23 protein-coding genes are annotated in these 18,791 nt (G+C 57.7%); 13 read left to right on the top strand and 10 right to left on the bottom strand.

What is annotated here, in order from left to right; translation table 11 throughout:
- Window positions 1-175: 175 nt before the first annotated feature.
- The 5 genes from CKW15_RS08205 (at window position 176) to recX (ending at window position 3,678) form a co-directional block, all read left to right on the top strand.
- On the top strand, window positions 176-910 hold the full coding sequence (locus tag CKW15_RS08205; RefSeq protein ID WP_095152023.1) for an XRE family transcriptional regulator: 735 nt from the start codon (window positions 176-178) through the stop codon (window positions 908-910).
- 188 nt (window positions 911-1,098) lie between these two features.
- A complete protein-coding gene (locus CKW15_RS08210; protein ID WP_095152024.1) occupies window positions 1,099-1,440 on the top strand; it encodes a phage holin family protein in 342 nt (113 codons plus the stop codon).
- A 119-nt stretch (window positions 1,441-1,559) separates the two neighbouring features.
- Window positions 1,560-2,060 carry a CinA family protein gene (locus CKW15_RS08215; RefSeq protein WP_095058892.1) on the top strand — a complete coding sequence of 167 codons (501 nt, stop codon included), beginning with the start codon at window positions 1,560-1,562 and terminating at the stop codon, window positions 2,058-2,060.
- Window positions 2,061-2,143: 83 nt separating this feature from the next.
- A complete protein-coding gene (gene recA, locus CKW15_RS08220) occupies window positions 2,144-3,202 on the top strand; it encodes a recombinase RecA (protein ID WP_095058891.1) in 1,059 nt (352 codons plus the stop codon).
- Window positions 3,203-3,210: 8 nt separating this feature from the next.
- Entirely contained in the window at window positions 3,211-3,678 is a 468-nt protein-coding gene (recX, locus tag CKW15_RS08225; protein WP_095152025.1) for a recombination regulator RecX, read from the top strand.
- A gap of 44 nt (window positions 3,679-3,722) precedes the next feature.
- Here the strand turns inward: recX and CKW15_RS08230 are convergent, their stop codons facing one another.
- Window positions 3,723-4,841 (bottom strand): TIGR00730 family Rossman fold protein, encoded by a 1,119-nt coding sequence (locus CKW15_RS08230; RefSeq protein ID WP_095152026.1) that lies wholly within the window; start codon window positions 4,839-4,841, stop codon window positions 3,723-3,725.
- Between the two features lie 481 nt (window positions 4,842-5,322).
- On the opposite strand from CKW15_RS08230, the gene CKW15_RS08235 reads away from it, so the two are divergent.
- A complete protein-coding gene (locus CKW15_RS08235) occupies window positions 5,323-5,517 on the top strand; it encodes a hypothetical protein (protein ID WP_095152027.1) in 195 nt (64 codons plus the stop codon).
- Here CKW15_RS08235 and CKW15_RS08240 read toward each other — a convergent pair whose 3' ends face one another.
- Window positions 5,518-5,940, bottom strand: coding sequence for a PA3611 family quorum-sensing-regulated virulence factor (locus tag CKW15_RS08240; protein WP_095152028.1), 423 nt, complete (start codon window positions 5,938-5,940; stop codon window positions 5,518-5,520). It abuts the gene before it with no gap.
- Window positions 5,941-6,129: 189 nt separating this feature from the next.
- Here CKW15_RS08240 and CKW15_RS08245 point away from each other — a divergent pair, with 189 nt between their 5' ends.
- From CKW15_RS08245 to CKW15_RS08255, 3 genes are all read left to right on the top strand, one after another.
- On the top strand, window positions 6,130-6,873 hold the full coding sequence (locus CKW15_RS08245) for a tRNA-uridine aminocarboxypropyltransferase (protein ID WP_095152029.1): 744 nt from the start codon (window positions 6,130-6,132) through the stop codon (window positions 6,871-6,873).
- A gap of 217 nt (window positions 6,874-7,090) precedes the next feature.
- Window positions 7,091-7,741, top strand: coding sequence for a response regulator transcription factor ErdR (gene erdR, locus CKW15_RS08250; protein WP_095058885.1), 651 nt, complete (start codon window positions 7,091-7,093; stop codon window positions 7,739-7,741).
- 74 nt (window positions 7,742-7,815) lie between these two features.
- Window positions 7,816-8,178: a diacylglycerol kinase gene (locus CKW15_RS08255; protein WP_007907286.1), complete on the top strand. Its 363-nt coding sequence runs from the start codon at window positions 7,816-7,818 to the stop codon at window positions 8,176-8,178.
- Here CKW15_RS08255 and CKW15_RS08260 read toward each other — a convergent pair.
- Window positions 8,175-9,101, bottom strand: a complete 927-nt coding sequence (locus CKW15_RS08260) for a LysR family transcriptional regulator (RefSeq protein WP_095152030.1) — start codon at window positions 9,099-9,101, stop codon at window positions 8,175-8,177. The genes CKW15_RS08255 and CKW15_RS08260 overlap by 4 nt on opposite strands.
- Window positions 9,102-9,240: 139 nt before the next feature.
- Here CKW15_RS08260 and fpr point away from each other — a divergent pair, with 139 nt between their 5' ends.
- Window positions 9,241-10,020 carry a ferredoxin-NADP reductase gene (gene fpr / locus CKW15_RS08265; protein WP_008054100.1) on the top strand — a complete coding sequence of 260 codons (780 nt, stop codon included), beginning with the start codon at window positions 9,241-9,243 and terminating at the stop codon, window positions 10,018-10,020.
- Window positions 10,021-10,173: 153 nt separating this feature from the next.
- Here fpr and tsaA read toward each other — a convergent pair whose 3' ends face one another.
- Together tsaA and CKW15_RS08275 are read right to left on the bottom strand one after the other, a co-directional pair.
- Window positions 10,174-10,872, bottom strand: a complete 699-nt coding sequence (gene tsaA, locus CKW15_RS08270) for a tRNA (N6-threonylcarbamoyladenosine(37)-N6)-methyltransferase TrmO (protein WP_095152066.1) — start codon at window positions 10,870-10,872, stop codon at window positions 10,174-10,176.
- A gap of 57 nt (window positions 10,873-10,929) precedes the next feature.
- Complete coding sequence (locus CKW15_RS08275; RefSeq protein ID WP_095152031.1) at window positions 10,930-11,784, bottom strand: LysR family transcriptional regulator; 855 nt, start codon at window positions 11,782-11,784, stop codon at window positions 10,930-10,932.
- A 101-nt stretch (window positions 11,785-11,885) separates the two neighbouring features.
- Here CKW15_RS08275 and CKW15_RS08280 point away from each other — a divergent pair, with 101 nt between their 5' ends.
- The gene (locus CKW15_RS08280; protein WP_095058882.1) at window positions 11,886-12,320 is read left to right on the top strand and encodes a multidrug/biocide efflux PACE transporter; all 435 of its coding nucleotides are present in this window, start codon (window positions 11,886-11,888) and stop codon (window positions 12,318-12,320) included.
- A 123-nt stretch (window positions 12,321-12,443) separates the two neighbouring features.
- Here CKW15_RS08280 and CKW15_RS08285 read toward each other — a convergent pair whose 3' ends face one another.
- Complete coding sequence (locus tag CKW15_RS08285) at window positions 12,444-13,202, bottom strand: SDR family NAD(P)-dependent oxidoreductase (RefSeq protein ID WP_095152032.1); 759 nt, start codon at window positions 13,200-13,202, stop codon at window positions 12,444-12,446.
- A gap of 121 nt (window positions 13,203-13,323) precedes the next feature.
- Here CKW15_RS08285 and CKW15_RS08290 point away from each other — a divergent pair, with 121 nt between their 5' ends.
- On the top strand, window positions 13,324-14,220 hold the full coding sequence (locus tag CKW15_RS08290; RefSeq protein WP_095152033.1) for a LysR family transcriptional regulator: 897 nt from the start codon (window positions 13,324-13,326) through the stop codon (window positions 14,218-14,220).
- A 48-nt stretch (window positions 14,221-14,268) separates the two neighbouring features.
- Here the strand turns inward: CKW15_RS08290 and CKW15_RS08295 are convergent, their stop codons facing one another.
- The 3 genes from CKW15_RS08295 to CKW15_RS08305 form a co-directional block, all read right to left on the bottom strand.
- Window positions 14,269-15,291, bottom strand: a complete 1,023-nt coding sequence (locus tag CKW15_RS08295; RefSeq protein WP_095058879.1) for a transporter — start codon at window positions 15,289-15,291, stop codon at window positions 14,269-14,271.
- Window positions 15,292-15,742: 451 nt separating this feature from the next.
- On the bottom strand, window positions 15,743-16,048 hold the full coding sequence (locus CKW15_RS08300) for a PepSY domain-containing protein (RefSeq protein ID WP_095152034.1): 306 nt from the start codon (window positions 16,046-16,048) through the stop codon (window positions 15,743-15,745).
- A gap of 200 nt (window positions 16,049-16,248) precedes the next feature.
- On the bottom strand, window positions 16,249-17,376 hold the full coding sequence (locus CKW15_RS08305) for a glycerophosphodiester phosphodiesterase (RefSeq protein WP_095152035.1): 1,128 nt from the start codon (window positions 17,374-17,376) through the stop codon (window positions 16,249-16,251).
- 218 nt (window positions 17,377-17,594) lie between these two features.
- Between CKW15_RS08305 and CKW15_RS08310 the strand changes: the two genes are divergently transcribed.
- Window positions 17,595-17,921, top strand: a complete 327-nt coding sequence (locus CKW15_RS08310) for a DUF2025 family protein (protein WP_095058876.1) — start codon at window positions 17,595-17,597, stop codon at window positions 17,919-17,921.
- A 180-nt stretch (window positions 17,922-18,101) separates the two neighbouring features.
- On the opposite strand, the gene CKW15_RS08315 is transcribed toward CKW15_RS08310, so the two are convergent.
- Complete coding sequence (locus CKW15_RS08315) at window positions 18,102-18,710, bottom strand: TetR/AcrR family transcriptional regulator (protein ID WP_095152036.1); 609 nt, start codon at window positions 18,708-18,710, stop codon at window positions 18,102-18,104.
- Between the last annotated feature and the right edge of the window lie 81 nt (window positions 18,711-18,791).

The raw sequence follows: 18,791 nt of genomic DNA on the forward strand, positions 1-18,791 counted from the left end.
AAGGTGTAGGGCAAAGGAGGGACATCGGCCCGGCTTTTGCGCAATGGACGCAAGATTACCATGGGCGGTCTGCCGGACGCAGGCGCGAACGCCCTGTGGTGTGTTTCAACGGCTTTATGCATTGTTATGCAATTGAGCATTTGTCTTCTCTGAAGAGAACACGCACTATTCGTTTATGCAAAAACGCAATGTTTCTACTGTCCTGAGAGCGCTGCTCGATCAGCACGGGATCTCCCCCACGGAGCTTCACCGTCGCACCGGCGTGCCTCAATCCACGCTCTCGCGGATTCTCGGCGGGAAGATTGTCGATCCGTCGGATAAACACATCTCGAAGATCGCCGAGTATTTTTGTGTGAGCACCGACCAATTGCGGGGGCGGGTGGATATCACGGCGGCCAACACTGCCGGGCGCAGTCAGCTGCACTCGGAGCTCAAGGACATAAGCCTGTGGGACGACGACACCCCGGTCGATGACGACGAGGTATCGGTGCCCTTTCTTCGTGAGGTTGAATTGGCCGCAGGGTCCGGACGCTTCGTCATTGAAGAGAGCGAGCGCTCTAGTCTGCGTTTCGGCAAGCGCAGCCTGCGTCATAACGGTGTGCAGTTCGATCAGGCCAAATGCGTGACGGTGCGCGGTAACAGCATGCTGCCTGTCCTGCGCGATGGCGCCACGGTCGGTGTGAATGCCGGCAAGTGTGGCATTGGCGATATCGTTGACGGCGACCTGTATGCGATCAATCACAATGGTCAATTGCGGGTGAAACAGCTGTACCGCCTGCCGACCGGGATTCGACTGCGCAGCTTCAATCGGGATGAGCATCCCGACGAGGATTACACGTTTCAGGATATCCAGGAGGAGCCAATCGTCATCCTCGGCCACGTTTTCTGGTGGGGTATGTACGCCCGCTAGCCTGTGCAGATGCTTGGATAAAACCGCCGCTTGTGCGGTTTTTTTTCGTCTGGGGAAAGCATTGGCTTATCGGTTATATGCGCTTGCGCATTGACTGAGTATGCATTGGTGCATATTCTTGTTGCCTGTCTGACGAGAGTTGGCGACGACAGATCTGATTTTTCACCGGTTATCCAGGGAGGCTCGAAATGACCGCAGAGCAGTATGCGTTGTTGGATATGCCTCTTTGGCTGGTCATCACTCTGCCACTTCTTGGTGGCGTCGCCGGTGAAATGTGGCGTGCCGATAAAGAAGGTGTGAGGGGTTGGCCCCTTGTCCGTCGCCTGACCTTGCGGTCGGGCTCCAGTATGATTTGCGGCGTGTCTGCGATCATGTTGCTGCACGCCGCGAATGTCTCGATCTGGGCCGTTTGTGCGGGCGGCTGTCTGACCGCAATGGCCGGAACGGACGTCGTTATCGGGCTTTATGAGCGTTGGGCCGCCAAGCGTATAGGTGTTCCTGATCGTTCATCCCGTGACACGGCGGATTGATCACCCGCGAGACCTTTTGCCAGAGCCTCCGATTCCTCACATTTTGATTGACCCTGCAGCTTGCAAGTGCGGTTTGCTCGTGTACGGTTAACCTCATTCCGCCCGATCAGGAGATGACTGTGAAAGAGATCACCCAACTGGCCGCTGAACTCGGCCGACACCTGCAGGTTCTCAATGCTCACGTCACCACGGCCGAGTCTTGCACCGGTGGCGGCATTGCTGAGGCAATCACCCGTATACCGGGGAGTTCGGCATGGTTCGAGGCCGGTTATGTCACCTACTCCAACCGACAGAAAACCCTGCAACTCGATGTCCCGGTGGAGTTGTTCACCACGGTCGGGGCGGTCAGTCGTGAAGTGGTCGAGGCCATGGTCCGGGGGGCGCAGAAAAAAAACAGCGCGTATTTTTCCGTGGCCGTCAGTGGCATCGCCGGGCCGGATGGTGGAACGGCGAACAAGCCGGTCGGCACGGTGTGGCTGGCCTGGGGCGTGGGGGATGAGGTGTTCAGCGAGAGGCAGCACTTCCCCGGTAACCGTGATGATGTCCGCCGACAAACGGTGAAGGCCGCGCTAGAGGGGTTGCTTCGCTATGCCGCGGCAGAAATCTCAAATCAGGGGTAGGCGATACCGAATCGCTGTGGAATAATACTGGCTACTTATACAGGTGTTGGCCGTAAGGCCTTATTGATTACGTGAGGACTTTAATGGACGACAACAAGAAGAAAGCCTTGGCTGCGGCCCTGGGTCAGATCGAACGTCAATTCGGCAAGGGTGCCGTAATGCGTATGGGCGATCAGGACCGTCAGGCGATCCCGGCCATTTCCACTGGCTCTCTGGGGCTGGACATTGCTCTCGGCATCGGCGGTCTGCCAAAAGGCCGTATTGTTGAAATCTACGGTCCTGAATCTTCCGGTAAAACCACACTGACCTTGTCCGTGATCGCCCAGGCTCAAAAAGCCGGCGCGACTTGCGCATTCGTCGACGCCGAACACGCCCTCGACCCTGAATACGCCGGCAAGCTGGGCGTCAACGTCGACGACCTGCTGGTGTCCCAGCCGGACACCGGCGAACAGGCCCTCGAAATCACCGACATGCTGGTGCGTTCCAACGCGGTCGACGTGATCATCGTCGACTCCGTGGCCGCCCTGGTGCCAAAGGCTGAAATCGAAGGCGAAATGGGTGACATGCACGTGGGCCTGCAAGCCCGTCTGATGTCCCAGGCGCTGCGTAAAATCACCGGTAACATCAAGAACGCCAACTGCCTGGTGATCTTCATCAACCAGATCCGTATGAAAATCGGCGTGATGTTCGGCAGCCCGGAAACCACCACCGGTGGTAACGCGCTGAAGTTCTATGCATCGGTTCGTCTGGACATCCGCCGCACTGGCGCGGTGAAAGAAGGTGATGAAGTCGTCGGTAGCGAAACCCGCGTCAAGGTTGTGAAGAACAAGGTCGCTTCGCCGTTCCGTCAGGCCGAGTTCCAGATTCTTTACGGCAAGGGTATCTATCTCAACGGTGAGATGATCGACCTGGGTGTTCTGCACGGTTTCGTCGAGAAGTCCGGTGCCTGGTATGCCTACAACGGCACCAAGATCGGTCAGGGCAAGGCCAACTCGGCCAAGTACCTGGCGGATAACCCGGATATCGCGGCCACCCTCGAGAAGCAACTGCGTGACAAGCTGCTGTCCCCTTCGTCGGTAGCAGACGCTAAAGCCTCTGCGGTCAAAGAGACCGAAGTCGATCTGGCTGACGCTGATATCTGATCGAAGCGATGACCGCCGTACTGGATACACTCGTCGCGGTGCGGCGAACCGCAATGGACCTGCTCGCGCGACGCGAGCACGGTCGAGTCGAGCTGACGCGTAAACTGCGTCAGCGCGGCGCCCTCCCTGAAATGATCGAAACAGCACTCGACCGCTTGACGGAAGAGGGCCTGTTGTCCGAAACCCGTTATCTCGAAAGCTTTGTTTCCTACCGCGCCCGTTCTGGTTACGGCCCTTTGCGTATTCGTGAAGAGTTGAGCCAGCGCGGCCTGCAACGTAGCGACATCGAACTCGCCTTGCGCGAAAGCGGTATCGACTGGCAGGCGCAACTGACGGATACCTGGCGACGCAAGTTTTCCGGTGAAATACCGGTAGACGTGCGAGAACGCGCCAAACAAGGCAGGTTTCTGGCGTATCGGGGATATTCCATGGAAATGATCAGCCGCCTACTCAGCGGTCGAGGGATGGACGATTGAATGAAACGGCTCGCTACTTGATAGCGGGCCGTTTTTTTATGCCTTCACGTAACTTTCGATGACTCCCGTGTACGTTCTTGCCCCTGGGGTTTGGTTTGTACCCAGTTTTCCGGCAGGTTGATGTAGTCCACCAGTTCACGCAGTCGACCATGGTTACGAGCATTGAAGTTGAAGGCCAGGCGCACCAGGTGACTGAACTGCGCTTCGTCGTGTTCTTCGCCGTTGTAGGCATGCTGATGGAAATGCTCGCTCAGGCACAGGTCGGCAAACGCTTCCTGCATGTGTTCGAGTGCGCGCTCGCTGAGTGTGTGGTTCATGCGAATCAAGTACTGATGCTTGAGCCAGCGGCTGGAGTGGAAGTTACTGTAGAACTGATTGATGTGATCAACCGCTTCTTCCACGCTGTAGACCAGTCTGACCAGCTTCATGTCGGTTGGCAGGATGTAACTGTTTTCCTCCAGTTGCTGGTGAATGAAGTCCAGCGCCCCTTGCCAGAATTTGCCGCCGGGTGCGTCCAGCAAAACCACCGGTACCAGCGGGCTCTTGCCGGTCTGGATCAGTGTCAGCACTTCCAGCGCTTCATCCAGTGTGCCGAAACCTCCGGGACACAGCACCAGCGCATCGGCTTCCTTGACGAAGAACAGCTTGCGGGTAAAGAAGAAGTGGAAGGGCAGCAGGTTGGTCGTGCCGTTGACGGTCGGGTTGGCGTGTTGTTCGAAGGGCAAGGTGATGTTGAATCCCAGGCTGTGGGTCAGGCCGGCTCCTTCATGTGCTGCGGCCATGATGCCGCCACCGGCACCGGTAATGACCATCAGGTCGGAGCGTGCCAGGGCGGCGCCAAGCTCTCGGGCCATCGCGTACAACGGATGTTCGACCGGGGTGCGTGCCGAACCGAAAACAGTCACTTTGCGTCGCCCCCTGAACTGTTCGAGTACACGAAACGCATGCTCCAGTTCGCGCAGGGCTTGCAGGGTGATCTTGGCGTTCCAGCGGTTATGGTCTTCCTGGGCCATGCGCAGCACGGTCAGGATCATGTCGCGGTAAATCGGAATGTTCGGGCTGTTGGGTGAAACAAGGTTGAGTTGCTCTTCAACCTTGCTGATGAGGTCGTGGCCGCTTTCTTCGAAATGACGGCTCAGGAGGTCATTTGGTTGGTAAGGCATTCAACTTCTCCTTCTGCACAGAACCTTTGGCCCCGACAAGCTGCGTCGATGCCACGACACTTCATGTGTCGCTGTCTGCCCAGGCCCATGCCTGGGCGATCCACTCGACCCGAATGGCACGTCGGGTCATCCATACAGGCTCTGTTATTCCCTGGAATGAAAGAAACGTTCGCACAACATGTTGCGTTAGAGGGACTCTTTCCGGTCTCGAAAAGTGAACGGGACACTCTGAAAACTAGACCCTTGCAGTGATTTTCGCTGCCTTGATCATTGCGCCACAAAGTCTTTCCTGGCAACCGCTTAATGACTATTTGCAACGTGGTTTCACCGCTCGTCTGAACCCGCGGCGGGTGTCTGCCACTCTGGTTTACTAAGTTACAAGTGTCACGCGACAACTTTGCGTCAACGGCAGGGCGCACGACACAAGTGGTTCAAGGATTTATCGCTCGATACGAGTGAACGTGCAGGGAGGCGGGAAGCCATGACCAGAGTCATTCTGGAAATTGATACACAGCTGTATCAATTGCTGAAGTCATCAGCCGAGACCCATCATTTGAGCCTCGAAGAGGAGTGCTACCGACGTTTGCAGAGCAGTGAGCATCGATCGCATTACTTGCAGGCATTGCTGGCAGAACTGCGCGCCGAGGATGAACAGCGACGCGCCAATTCCAATTGACTACTTTTTCTTCGGCGCCGCTTTCGGGCAATCCGATTCCTGGTAGCTGGCCGAACCGACCGCACGGTTGGTCTTGACCTCGGTGAAGTCGTAACGCATCACTGCGCCCTTGGCCATCAACTTGCGGTAGGACGGGTTGTTGCAGACAGAAGCGCCAAGCTGGAAGTACACGGCCTTCGGGTCGGCGCGCATCTTGTCGGCGTGGCTGCTTTGTACGCTCAAGTGGTTGATCAATGTGTTGCCTTCGACGGTGTAGCCCTGATCGAGAATGTCTTCATTGATGGCCCGTGGAGTGCCGACGCTGCTTTGTGCGGCAACGTTTCGCAGCTCTCTGTTCAGATTCTGCTCACTCAAGGATGCGGCCTGAGCGTTGAAGGACGACGCCAGCAGAATGGCAGCGGTGGGAACGATAAGGCGCAGCATGAAACTCTCCTGGGGCGGTGATGGGTGGTTTGACCTATCACGTGACTGTGCGTTCAGTGGCGGCGAATTATAGGAGAGCAGGCCCGGACGGTACAGGCTTGCGCTAAACGGTCTGGTAAACTGCCCACTCTATTTACCCTGCCGAGTGTTTTTCGTGTCGATTTTCCTTCCCCGCCGGTGTTGCCTGCGATGAGTCATGCCCCCAACGCCGTAGCCCGCCTGCGTGACCAGCGCGAAGAAGAAGGGATCAAGCCGATTCAGGCCCGTGGCTGGCGGGCACCGCGTTGCCACGACTGTCGGGTCATCCTCAGCCATTGCCTGTGTGCCTGGCGCCCCAAGGTCCAGTCTCGCTCCGGGGTTTGCCTGATCATGACCAACAAGGAAGTGTTCAAGCCGAGCAATACCGGTTGGCTGATCGCTGATGTGGTCGCTGACAACCATGCGTTCATCTGGTCTCGCACCGAAATCGATCCGCAATTGCTGGCGTTATTGTCCGATCCGCAATGGCAGCCTTATCTGGTGTTCCCGGGTGAGTATGTTGCGCCGGAGCGCGTGACCAACAGCGTTGATGTTGACAGTGATAAACGCCCGCTCTTCATCCTGTTGGATGCGACCTGGACTGAAGCACGGAAGATTTTCCGAAAAAGTCCGTATTTCGATGGATTGCCGATACTCAGTCTGCTGCCCGAAAAACTGTCCCGCTACCGGTTGCGCCGGTCCACGCGAAGCGAGCACCTGTGTACGGCGGAAGTCGCGGCGTTGTGCCTTGATCTTGCCGGCGATACGGACGCGGCTTCAGCGCTGGACGCCTATTTCGACGTGTTCAGCCAGCATTATCTCGATGCCAAGCATCAGCTTGAAATGAACGTCTCGACCCCGGCCCATGCCGAGTTGATGCCCTATGTTCAGTCGACAACCCCAGTGCTGGACTGATTGTCGCGCATACTGCAATAAAGTGTAGTGGCCATGCTGCTTGACCACCCCGGCTTCGCTGGGCATGCTTGGCGCCGATTAGGTACGACCAGAGTTTTCAACGCCGTTTTTGGCGTTGAGCGTGCCTTGTCAGTGCAGCTGCGTGGCTGTGCCTGGCGTTGCTTTGGCGAGGCCCGAATGCATCGGGCTTTCCATGAAAAACAGGATCATTTGAACAATGGCCACATACGAAATCCTGATTGCCGATGACCACCCACTTTTTCGAAGTGCCTTGCATCAAGCGCTGACGTTGGGCCTTGGGCCGGATGTCCGTCTGGTGGAGGTGGCGAGCATTGCCGAACTGGAAACCCGCCTCACCGAAAAAGCCGATTGGGATCTGGTGCTGCTGGACCTGAACATGCCGGGCGCCTACGGTTTTTCCGGGCTGGTCCTGTTGCGTGGTCAGTACCCACAGATTCCGGTGGTCATGGTCTCGGCTCAGGAAGAGGCGACCATCATGGTCAAATCCCGTGAGTTCGGCGCCAGCGGTTTTATTCCAAAATCCAGCGATCTTGGGGTCATTCAGAAAGCCGTGCGTGCCGTACTCGACGGCGACGTTTTCTGGCCTCCGCAGGCGTTCGAAGCGGTCAGCGTTTCCGATGAAGCCAAGGCTGCCAGTGAAGGGCTTGCCAGCCTGACACCCCAGCAATTCCGGGTGCTGACCATGGTTTGCGAAGGCTTGCTGAACAAACAGATTGCTTATGAATTGAGTGTTTCCGAGGCGACCATCAAGGCGCACGTGACTGCGATTTTCCGTAAGCTGAATGTGCGGACCCGTACCCAGGCCGCGCTGCTCTTGCAACAACTTGAGTCAATTTCCAGCCATTGATGGTTGGCGGCTTCACGCTTTTTTGACTTTGGTTAATCTAGCTTTCCCACTTCTCTAAGTCAGTTGCCTACTCTATGTCACCTTTCAAAGGCCAGACCGGCCTTAAACGTATTCTCAACGCTTCCGGCTACTCGCTGGACGGCCTGCGCGCCGCTTTCACCGGTGAAGCCGCTTTTCGGCAACTGGTGTTGCTCAATGCCATCCTGATTCCGTTGTCGTTCTTCCTGAACGTCAGTCGAGTCGAGCAGGCGTTGCTGATTGCGGTCTGTCTGCTGGCGTTGATCGTCGAGTTGCTTAATTCGGCAGTGGAAGCGGCCATCGACCGTATTTCCCTTGAATTGCACCCGCTGTCCAAGAATGCCAAGGACATGGGCAGTGCCGCCCAATTCGTGGCGTTGAGCATGATCGCGCTGGTGTGGGCCGTTATTCTGCTTTAAGCGATGGTCGGCAACACGATCTCGTCGCTGCGCTGGACCCCGGCGGTGAAGGCGCGGCACAGATCGAGGAACTCGCGCATCGCCGAGGTCTGGTATTTCTGTTTGTGCCAGATGAAGTAGAACTGCCGCGACAGGTCCAGATCCGGCGTTTCCACCGCGACGAGACTGCCGCGGCGGAATGCATCGCGTAACGCCAGCCGCGAAATACAGCCAATCCCCAAACCAGACTCCACCGCGCGCTTGATCGCTTCGGTGTGCTCCAGCTCCAGGCGGACATTCAACGCGCTGCGATGGTGGCGCATGGCTTGGTCGAAAGTCAGCCGCGTGCCCGAACCTTGCTCTCGCAAAATCCATGCTTCGTGGCTCAGTTCGTCCATGGTCGCCGTGCCACGCTTGGCCAGCGGATGCTGCGGGGCGCAAAACACCACCAATTCGTCTTCGACCCAGCTCTGTACTTCGATGTCCGGGTGGCTGCAATCGCCCTCGATTAGACCCAGATCAATTTCATAGTGAGCCACTTGTTGCACGATATTGGCAGTGTTCTGCACGTGCAGCTTTACCTGGCTTTCCGGATGGCGCTGCATGAAGCTGCCGATCAGCAGGGTCGCCAGGTAGTTGCCGATGGTCAGCGTCGCGCCCACCGCCAGTGAGCCGAAACCCGATTTGCCATTGAGCAGGTCCTCGATTTCCTTGGCCTGGTCCAGCAGGGCGACAGCTTGCGGCAGCAATTGCTTGCCCAGCGCGTTGAGGCTCAGTCGTTTGCCGGCACGGTCGAACAACTGGCAGCTGCATTGGCGCTCCAGTTCGGTGATCGAGGTGCTCGCCGCCGATTGCGAGAGGTTGAGCAGGCCCGCAGCACGGGATACGCTCTCCTGCTGGGCGACGGCGACGAAGACTTGTAGTTGACGAAGAGTAAATCGCATATCGATATAACCGATAACCCTTATCTTAATAATCCAGTTAACAGATATTGTCGTCGCTATTAGAATGCGATGCAATTGCGCGCCGCAGCGCTCGTCCGAATGAGCTAGCGCAGACCTAATCTCCAGGAGTCCCACGTACATGAGCAACATGAACCACGAGCGTGTCCTCAGTGTTCATCACTGGAACGACACTCTGTTCAGCTTCAAGTGCACCCGCGATCCGGGCCTGCGCTTCGAGAACGGTCAGTTCGTGATGATCGGCCTGCAACAGCCCAACGGCCGCCCGCTTATGCGCGCTTACTCGATTGCCAGCCCGAACTGGGAAGAGCATCTCGAGTTCTTCAGCATTAAGGTGCCGGATGGTCCGCTGACTTCCCAGTTGCAGCACCTGAAGGAAGGCGACGAGATCATCATCAGCAAGAAGCCTACCGGCACGCTGGTGCTGGATGACTTGAAGCCTGGCAAACACTTGTACCTGCTCAGCACCGGTACCGGTCTGGCGCCGTTCATGAGCGTCATCCAGGATCCGGAAACCTACGAGCGTTTCGAAAAAGTGATCCTGTGCCACGGCGTGCGTTACGTCAACGAAGTCGCCTACCGCGAGTTCATCACCGAGCACCTGCCGCAGAACGAGTTCTTCGGTGATGCGCTGCGTGACAAGTTGATCTACTACCCGACCGTTACCCGTGAGCCGTTCGAGAACGAAGGTCGCCTGACCGACCTGATGCGCAGTGGCAAGCTGTTCAGCGACATCGGCCTGCCGCCGATCAACCCGCAGGACGACCGCGCCATGTTGTGCGGCAGCCCGAGCATGCTCGACGAGACCAGCGAAGTACTGAACAGCTTCGGTCTGAAAGTCTCGCCGCGGATGCGCGAGCCGGGTGATTACCTGATCGAGCGTGCGTTCGTCGAGAAGTGACCGAAGGTCACCTGTAGGCGCTGGCTTGCCAGCGATGGCGTTCGTTCCGTCGACATCGGTGCTGAAATCAGACCGTTATCGCGCTCCTACAGGACACAACAAGAAAGCCCGCGCAGCCTGAGAAGGCAGCGCGGGCTTTTTCGTTTTTGCGGATTATGCGTTTGCGGGGATGACCTCAAGCACCCTAATCAACTCCGGTGTCGGGTAATGCCACCGCACATCCACGTCCCAGAGTTGCGCGCCGTATTCTCTTTCCGGTGCGGGTGTCTGGTACGCCGGCCGCGGGTCTTGCGCCAGGCATTGTTCAATCAGCTCAACCAATGGTTCACCAAGACGCTGAGCGTGTTCGTGAGCCTGTTGCAGCGCTGAGTCTGCCCAATGCACGGTAATCAACTGCGGTGCCGCGCTGGCGATGCTGTTGGAGGCCGAATCGATGATGTCGGCGTAGGGCACGTAGGGTTTGATGTCGAGCACGGGAGTGCCGTCCAACAGGTCGATCCCGGAAATCCACAGACGATTGGCTTCGACCTTGTCCAGTTTGACCACAGACTGCCCGATGCCATTGGGGCGATGCGTCGCGCGCGTAGCGAACACCCCCATGGATTTGTTGCCGCCGAGGCGAGGTGGGCGCACCTTCAAGCGTGGTTTTTCTTCCAGAGCCTGATGGAACAGAAACAACAGCCAGACATGGCTGACCTGTTCCAGCCCCTGCACTGCATCCCCCTGATCAAAAGGCGCCACCAATTCCAGGACGCCACGTGCGGCCGGTGCCAGTTGCGGCTGGCGCGGAATCGCAAACTTTTCCTTGAAGCAGGAGTGCACGAAGCCGATGGGGGAAACGCTGTAAGTCATGGTCTGGAATCGCGGCGGGACGGAGGCGGGCATGATAACCCGCGATTGGCTGCAGCGTTATTCCAGCATTTTGCCGAGCAACCAGCTCCCCGCCGGGCCTGGCGGGTTCAAGCGCGACCACAGCGCCCCGACCGACACCGTTTTCGGCCAGCCGCGGACGTCCAGTTCCTGCAACGTGCCCGGGCCGAAGCGCTCCACCAGCCAGCGCGGCAATGGCGCCCAGCCGAACCCGCCCTGGGCCATTTCCAGCAGCATCAGATAACTTGGCGCCGACCAGACGCGGCCCTTCGCCCGACTTTCATACGGATTGACGATGGTCGCCAGACGCAACTCGCGGTGCTGATACAGCAGGTCCTGATTGATGTTTTTCTGCGTCGCCAGCGGGTGCCGGGGAGACGCGAACAAGGCAAATTCAGTGCGCTCGTCTACCGTCGAGCTGACCAGGTCCGGTGGATAACTGTCCTGCATTTCGGCGAATGCCACGTGCGCCCGGCCGCTTTGCACAAGGGCCACAAGGTCCTCGCATTCAGCGATCAGGCATTCGAGTTCAAGGTCCGGGTAACGCTGCTCGAAAGCACTGAGCGCGTCTTCGAAGCGGTCCGACTGATAGGTGTCGGAAAGTGCCACGGTCAATTTGGGCTCGACCCCTTGGGACAGTTGGCTGGCGGTCATTTCCAGCCGGCTGGTGGCCGCAAGAATCTCTTCGGCCCGTTGCAACATGACGTGCCCGGCCGGTGTCAGGCTGGGCTTGCGGCTGCTGCGGTCGAACAGGGTCAGGTTCAGATCGATCTCCAGGCTGGCAACTGCCGCGCTGATGGTCGACTGACTGCGGCCCAGTTTGCGCGCCGCAGCGGAGAACGAGCCTTGGGTCGCGGCTTCGACAAACGCCAGCAGTACTTCGTGGGAGGCCATGAACTATCGCCTTGATCGATGGTTATTGGTTATGAAGTATCGGTGTGATGACGGATCATGACAACCACAGTCAGTCATCAAGTTGTTCAAGGAGTCAGGCCATGAGCGCCAACAAATCCATCACCGAACGAATTTTCCAGGCCATCGGCTTTGAACTGCTGGCCATCCTCATTTGTACGCCGCTGCTGGCGTGGATCATGGACAAACCCATGCTGGAAATGGGAATGGTGACCGTCCTCATTGCCGCCCTGGCACTGGGCTGGAACGTGGTGTTCAACGGGATGTTCGACCGTGCGCTCAAACGCTTTGCCATTGCCCATAACGCCTGGACCCGCGTTGTGCATGCATTGCTATTTGAAGGCGGCTTGGTGGCGATGGGTGTGCCGCTGATTGCCTGGTGGCTGAGTGTCAGCCTGTGGCAGGCATTTTTGCTGGACATCGGCGTGTTGCTGTTCTTCCTGCCGTACACCTACATCTATCACTGGGTGTATGACGTGGTGCGGGAGCGGATGTTGGTGGTTCGCGAAGTTTGCTGAGTTGTATGTTTGTGGCGAGGGAGCTTGCTCCCGTTCGATTGCAAAGTAGTCGGGAAAAGGGACCGCTTTGCGCTCCAGCGGGAGCAAGCTCCCTCGCCACAGGGTTTTATGCCGTGTTCATGTTTACAAAAACATCCCGCCTGACGCTTCCACGCGCTGCCCATTGATCCACTGGCTTCCCGGCGCCAACAGCAGCGCAATCGCGGCACCAATGTCATCCGGCAAACCGGCGCGACCCAGCGCGGTGTTGTTCGCCACGAGGGTGTTCAGCGCGGAGTTGTCCCGAACCGCTCCACCACCGAAATCCGTTTCGATCGCACCGGGTGCCAGGATGTTCGCCGTGATGTTGCGGGCACCGAGTTCCTTGGCCTGGTAACGCGTCAGCACTTCCATCGCACCCTTCATCGCTGCATAGGCGCTATGACCCGGCAGGCTGAAACGGGCGAGGCCGCTGGAAATGTTGATGATGCGTCCACCGTCATTGATCAATGGCAACAAATTTTGCGTGAGGAAGAACGGTCCCTTGAATTGGATGTTCACCAGCAAATCGAACTGTTCGACGGTGGTGTCGACGAAGTTCGCATGCAGTCCGATCCCGGCGTTGTTGATCAGGAAATCGAAGTGCTTGCGGTCGAAATGATTGCGCAAGACCTGCGCGACCTCGCTGCTGAAGGCCGCGAAGCTTTCACTCTGGCCGACATCCAGTTGCAGCATCACGGCGCGACCACCAAGGCTTTCAACTTCCGCCACCAGCGCCCGTGCTTCATCGGCACGGCTGTTGTAGGTGCCGATGATGTCGATGCCCTGGGTGACCAGGTGCAGGGCGGCATTCTTGCCGAGGCCGCGGCTGGCGCCGGTGATCAGTGCGATTTTACGGTTCATGGGGCTTCCTCTTTTGCAGTGGGCGGTTGATGTGAGGAAGTTTATTTATCCGCTGAGGGGTGATAAACAGGGTGAAATCGGAATCACTGGTCGGATAATCCGAACAATTGCAGGGCGAACCATGAACAAACTGGAACTGTTGCGCACCTTTGTCCGGGTCAGCGAAATGTCGAGTTTCACGTTGGCTGGAGAAAGTCTTGGCTTGCCTCGGTCAACGGTCTCAGAGCATGTGCAGGCGCTGGAAGCGTTGCTCGGTGCCCGTCTGCTGCAACGCACCACGCGCAAGGTCCAGGCGACGCAGGATGGTCTGGTGTTGTACGAGCGCAGCAAGGATCTGCTGTCGCACATGGATGAAATCGAGGGCCTGTTTCGTCAGGACGAGGCGTCGCTGGTTGGTCGGATTCGTATCGACCTGCCGAATATTCTGGCCCGTCGTTTGGTGATGCCGCGCCTGCCGGAATTCATGGAGCGTCATCCGCTGCTTGAGCTGGAAATCAGCAGCACCGATCGCCGGGTCGACTTGCTCGCCGAAGGGTTTGATTGCGTGCTGCGGATCGGTGCGCAACCGGATCAATCGGTGGTGGCGCGGCATCTGTGTGACTTGGGCATGATCAATTGCGCCAGCCCGGAATACTTGCGGCGTCATGGCATGCCGCAACGACTTGAAGACCTGGCGCAGCATCGACTGGTGCATTACGTCGGCGTGCTGGGCTCGCGCTCGGAAGGTTTTGTCTACGTGGACGAAAGCCAGGTGCAGCGAGTGCCGATGATTGGCAGCGTCACGGTCAACAGCACCGATGCCTATGAGTCAGCGTGTCTGGGGGGATTCGGTTTGATCCAGGCGCCGAGGATGGGCATGCAAAAGTATTTGCGCCGCGGTGAGTTGGTGGAGGTGTTGCCGCAGTTCAACGCACCGTCATTGGGGGTGTCGTTGCTTTATGCCCGGCAACGGCATTTGCCGCTGCGGGTAAGGGTGTTCATGGTTTGGTTGGGGGAGGTGATTAGATCTGCCGTGTGACATGGAGCCCTATGGGAGCAAGCTCGCTCCTACAGAATACTCCGGCGTTTAGTAATCCTGTCGCTTGCGAAATGCCCAGCGTCCGGCAATCACGGTGAACGTCGCCACCAGCGCCACCAGAATCCAAAAGCCTTCCGGATCCTGGGAAAGCGGTACGCCGCCGACGTTCATGCCGAAGAAACCGGCGATGATGTTAATCGGCAAGGCCAGCACCGTCACCACTGTCAGGGTAAACAGTGTGCGGTTACTTTGTTCGTTGAGGTTGGCGGCGATTTCTTCCTGCAACAGCTTGATCCGCTCACCCAGCGCCGTGAGGTCGTTGATGATCAGCGCAAACTCCTCGGTAGATTTGCGCAACTCCTTCACGTCCTCTTTTTGCAGCCATTGCGGTGGACGGTTGAGCAGGCGCAGCAACGAGCCCGGCTCCAGCGCCAGCAGGCGTTGCAGGCGCACCAACACCCGTCGATTGGCGCCTAGCTCTGCGCGGTTGTTCGACAGTCGCGAGGACAGCAATTCGTCTTCGATCTGATCCACGCTCAGGCTGGTCTTGCGCACGATCTGGGTCAGCACCTCGCCCTGGTCGCGCAGCAGATGCACCAGCAATTCCAGCGGCGAACGAAAGCGTTCACCGGCCTTCACCGACGAGCGCAATTTGTCCACCGAGTGCAGCGGTTGCAGGCGGGCGCTGATGATCAGCCGACGACGGGCGCACACCCACAACGTCGAGACGTCGGAGGAGACCATGCTGCTGAGGTTGAACACCACGTCGTTGACCACCGCCAGCAGCGTCGAGTCGACGTGCTCGATGCGCGTCGAACGCGAGCCCTCATGCAGCGCTTCGAAAAACTCATTGGGTAACTCCAGATGACTCTTCATCCAGCGCTCGCACGCGGCATGGGCGAGGTTCAGGTGCAGCCACAGAAATTGCTCGTCGTCTTCCGGATGTTGCAGGCATCGCAACGCCTCGGCCGAATCGATCTCCCGGCCGCGTTCGCCGGGGCGAAAACTGAACCCGTAAAGCAGGCCGAACAGATCCGGGTCGCGATGGCTTTGATCGATGCTGTGGTTCATGAGAGCTCGCAAAGGGAAACGCCTGTCGCAGGATTTACAGGTTCACGTGAGCGGCATCATCGCAAGCGAGGATGACGTTTTTGTGACTGAAAAATAACTGCGAACGGTTGCGGTAGGGACGTCGGTTATTCCTCAAGAACCGCTCTGGCAGCATCGCCAGCACCAACCTGGACAACGTGCAGCGCACCGAAGCGGCGAGCCATAATCTGCATGGCTTGTCGGGGCAGTTGAATGAAGTGACGGCACGACTGAGCGCGTGATGAGCTGAACGATCGCGCAGGCGCAAAAAAGCCGCAGGATCCGAAAATCGTGCGGCTTTTTGTTGTGTGACAAAATCACATCTTCCAGACCTTGTAGGAGCCGGCTTGCTGGCGATCCAGGCAACGCGGTCTTCAAGTTGATCGCGTCATCGTTCATCGCCAGCAAGCAGGCTCCTACAAAGCGCTGTGCATCAGTCGTCTTTTTTGTTCTTCAGAACTTCGCCGGTGGCGGCGTTCAGATCAACGTCCCATTCAACGCCTTTGGCGTCTTTGAGTTCGACTTCGTACTCGAAACCGTTGAAGTGGTTGTCCAGGTCGCTGTCGGTAATGGTGGCGCCCGGGTGCAGCTTCAGGACGATCTGGTTCAGCTCTTCCAGCGGCTTGATCTTGCCGTCCTTGACCAACTGAGGAATCTGGTCGACAGGAACATCGGCCTGGGCCAAACCAGTGGTGAGGGTCAGGGCAGCGGCGGTGAACAGGGCAGTCAGAGTCTTCATGATGTCTTTCCTTGTTGAGCTGTTTAAGTGAAATCAGGTTAGCCGGTGTAACTTAATCCACCCTTAAATTCTTCTACATGTCTTGCATCAACTTCTGTGGGAACGTGGCTGCCCGCGAAGAGGCCGTCAGCTCCAACATCAATGTTGACTGACATTGCGCTATCGCGGGCAAGCCACGCTCACAGGTTTTACGTCTGCGTTTAGAAACCGTTGTTCTGCAGGACTTGCGCCACGCTGGCGGGGGCCGAGCGTTTGTAGAACTTCAGCAGTTCGCTGGCGCGGTTGGTGAAGATGCCGTCGACACCGGCGTCCATGACTTTCTGATAATCAACCACCTCGTCGATGGTGTAGACGTGCACCAGCAGGCCCTGATCGTGGGTGTACTGGTTCATCCACGGTTGCACCAGGTCCGAGTAACTCTGATCGCCACCTTGGGTGAGCGCAGCGGACGGGCCGGTGCCGATGGCGCCCTGGGTCTTGGCGTAATCGACCCAGCGCTGGAACTCGGCTTTGTCCTTGGGTTGCTGTTTGGCGTAGTAGGCGGCTTTGTCTTTCTCGCCGGACTGGGCAAACGAGACCGTCGATTGCGGTTCGATGCTGCCTTCGCCGACCCACAACAACAGGATTTTCGGCACTTGCGGCATTTCCTTTTGCAGCAGTTCGAGGCTGTTTTTCTCGAAGGTTTGCAGGATCACCTTGCCTTTGCCTTGACCGACTGCAAGCTCGCTTTTCGCCAGCTTCGAACCTGCCGGGCTGAGCCAGCCACGGGTTTGCAGTTTCTGTTTCAGATCATGTTCGATGCCAGGAAATTGCTTAGGCTCCTTGGTTTCGATGTACAGGCCGGGCTTGTGCTGCGAGTTGCCTTGGGCGATGTCGATAATTTCATCGAGGGTCAGAATTTTCAGGCCGGCGTAGGACGGGCGAGCGCGATCCGGGTACGCGGTGTTGAACCAACTGCCAGCATCGAGGGTTTTCAGCTCGGCCATGGTAAACGCGTTGGCCGGGCTGTCCTTGCGCTCGGGGAATTTGCTGGCGACGTCAGTGGTACGTTGCAGGTTGTTATCGTGCAGGGCGAACAGCACGCCGTCCTTGCTGCGTTGCAGGTCCAGTTCCAGGTAATCGGCACCCAGGTCGCGTGCGAGTTTGTATGCGGCGGCGGTGGATTCCGGTGCATCGAAAGACGCGCCACGGTGGGCGATCACCGCCGGGTGCGGGATGCCCAAACCAGAGGCCAGAGCCGTAGGACTTGGCTCGCTGGCCGCCTGAGCCTGACTGAGGCCAAGCAGCAAACCCAGGAACAGGGCGCTTTTAGTGAAGGTTGCAGACATGGTCGAGATCCTTTCGCGATGATTTTCAAAGACGTCCCTTTTAACAACTGAGTGTTGCGGGCGCTATCGCGAGACTGACATAAACGTGCTTAAAGCTGATTTTCGTCAGCGCTTTTGTGCGCTTGTTTGCAGTACGCTTGTGCGCAACGTCCCCGGCAGAGGGACATCGCCATGCCTGCTCTGCGTGTAAACCAACGATCACCCCTGTGAGGTTTACCATGCGCATCACTTCCCAGCTCATCTGCCAGGCTGCCGACGAACTCAAAGGTTTCGTCGGCCTCAACCGCAAGACCGGCCATTACATCGTGCGCTTCAGCGAAGATTCGTTCGGCATGGACGTGGCGGATGACGGCATCATCCCCACCAGCGAATTTGTCTGGGCTGCCGGCCCGTCGCAGTCGATGACCCTCAAACGCGATTTGATTCAACTGCTGCTGGACCAGAACATCGATGACCGGATCAACATCACCGAACCTTTACGCGTGTACATGAATCGTCGGGATGTGCCGGAGATTTCAGCGGTGCGGAGTTTGGTGCGGGGCTGAGGTTTTGTGGTAATTGGACGGGCCTCATCGCTAGCAGGCTAGCTCCCACACTGGATCTGTGGCGCTCATATATCCCCTGTGGAAGCTAGCCTGCTAGCGATGGCGGCCCGCTCTGAAATACATTGCAACGGTAAACTTGAGAGTCACGGCCGCTTTATTCAGCTGCGAACTTGTCATTTATCACTGCTGGTAACAGGCCAGAAACATATCCAGCGCCGACTCCACCACCGTGCTTTGCATCTCAGCCGACAAGCTGGGCATTCCCATGGAAATCTGTGGCCAGAATGCAAAGGATTTGAGCAGCCCCTGAACTTGCTGCGCAGCAAATTCGGGGGCAATCGCTTTCAAGCGCCCATCGGCTTGGGCGGCGCGAATCCATACGGTCAGGCCTTCTTCCCGCTCGCCCATGCGCGCCACCATGTTCTGGGCACGTTCAGGGGAATGGATCGTCGCCGCAATCGCTACCCGTGCCAGATCGAGAAAGTTGTCGTCGCTCAACATCTGCAGCTTTTCCATCAGCCGTTGGCGTAACTGGTCGCGCAGTGGCACGTCCGGGCGGTAGGACGTCTCCTGTTTTGCTGTCACCCGTATCCATAACTGATTGAGGATTTCGGCAAACAACTCTTCCTTGCTGGGGAAGTGGTTGTACACCGTGCGCTTCGACACGCCGGCCGTGGCAGCAATCTTGTCCATGCTGGTGGTTTCGAAACCGTTGTCGCGGAACTCGGCAATCGCCGCCTGAATGATGGCTTCGCGTTTTCGGTCAGTGAGGCGCTGTGGAGCTGTCATAAATACGCTTCGGCAGGAGGAACATGAAAATTACACTCGGAAGTTTACTTGGCATCGGCTTTGATGCAACCTTGAAACTAC

Origin of the sequence: Pseudomonas sp. Irchel s3b5 (assembly GCF_900187435.1) — a bacterium.
Classification (GTDB): Bacteria; Pseudomonadota; Gammaproteobacteria; order Pseudomonadales; family Pseudomonadaceae; genus Aquipseudomonas.